2 protein-coding genes are annotated in these 1533 nt (G+C 68.2%); one reads left to right on the top strand and one right to left on the bottom strand.

Annotation, left to right across the window (positions count from 1 at the left end; translation table 11 throughout):
* A partial coding sequence (locus tag AC1DWF_RS31890; RefSeq protein ID WP_476842550.1) for a fumarylacetoacetate hydrolase family protein occupies nucleotides 1-614 on the bottom strand: 614 nt, incomplete at its 3' end.
* Nucleotides 615-719: 105 nt separating this feature from the next.
* Here AC1DWF_RS31890 and AC1DWF_RS31885 point away from each other — a divergent pair.
* Nucleotides 720-1533, top strand: an 814-nt coding sequence (locus AC1DWF_RS31885; protein ID WP_476842549.1) for a family 8 glycosyl hydrolase, incomplete at its 3' end; no start/stop codon positions are given.

Genomic DNA, 1533 nt, shown 5'->3' with positions numbered 1-1533 from the left:
ATCCAGGGGCCGAGCGGGCAGGAGCCGTCCAGCGACTTGCCCTTGAACCACTGGCCGTAGCGGCGCTGCAGGTCGCGGCCGGTGACGTCGTTGGCGATGGTCCAGCCGAAGACGTGGCTGAGCGCATCCTCCTTCTCGATATTGGCGCCGGGCTTGCCGATGATCAGCGTGAGCTCCGCCTCATAGTCGAGCCACTGGGTCACGCCGGTGGCGCCATGGTCGGGGATGGTGTCGCCGGGCGCGATGACGGTGTCGGGCGCCTTGGTGAAGAATTGGGGAAACTTCGGCAGCTCGCTGTTGGTGATGCCGCGGGTCCGGTCGCCCTCGGCGACGTGGTCCATGTAGTTGCGGCCGACGCAGAAGATGTTGCGGTGGGGGCGGGGCAGGGGGGCGAGCAGCCTGGTCGAGGCCAGGGCCACCTTGGCGGCGGCCGGGGGATTTGCAACCTTGGCGCGTATCGCGGCCACGGCTGACGCCCCTTCGGCGATCACCGCCGCCAGGTCGGCATAGGGAAGCCCGGCCGCCTGGAGGTCCAGGATCTCGGCATCCCCGAGCATGGCGCCCGGACGTGGGCCGGAAGCGCTTGAAAATGTTACGAGTTTAAGGGTCATCATTCGTTCCTCCGGATGGTCGGCCCCAAGGGGACGGCGTGACCGCGAAAATGACAAGCCCTCCCCCGTATTCAATCAAAATTTGTATACTCGTCGCATTCATGGTACATGCTGATGCTCGGCCTTGGGAGATTCACCCATATGTTGCATCGTCGTGGGACGCTCCTGGCCCTTCCGGGCCTCGCTTTGGCCACGGTGGGCGCCCGCGCCCAGACGGCCGAAGAGGTGCAGAGGCTGGAGTGGATCACCTTCCGCGATCGTTTCATGGCGCGCGAAGGCCGCATCGTGGACAGCGGCAATCAGGACGTCTCGCATACGGAAGGGCAGGGCTGGGGCATGCTGGCCGCCGTCCGCGCCGACGACCGGACGAGCTTCGACCGTCTCCGGGGCTGGACCATGCGGGTCCTGAAGCGGCCCGGCGATGAGCTGTTCTCCTGGCGCTTCCAACCCCGGGCCGCCCGGCCGGTGGACGATCCCAACAACGCCACCGACGGCGACCTCTTCCTCGCCTGGGCGCTGCTCGAGGCCGGCGAGCGCTGGGGCAGGCGCGAGTATACGCTGCAGGGTCGCGCGATCGCACGGGACATCCTGCGGCTGCTGGTGGACCAGGCTGGCCCCTACACCGTGCTTCTCCCGGGAATCCAAGGCTTCCGGCGGGAGGACCAAGTGGTCGTGAACCCGTCCTACTACGCCTTCCCGGCGATCCGCGCGCTTGCGGCCGCTGTGCCGGATCCGGCCTGGCTGAGCGTCGCCGCCGATRGCGTCGCCCTGCTGCGCCAAGGGCGCTTCGGCCGCTGGCGCCTGCCACCCGACTGGATGCTCGTCAGCCGCGCCGACGGGCAAATCGGCCTTCCCGCGGACTGGCCGCCCCGCTTCTCCTACGACGCGGTACGCATTCCGCTCTACATGGCCTGGGTGGGGC

The sequence above is a fragment of the Aminobacter sp. P4_D5 genome (genome assembly GCF_056401815.1).
This window is presented reverse-complemented; position numbering and strand designations above follow the sequence as displayed.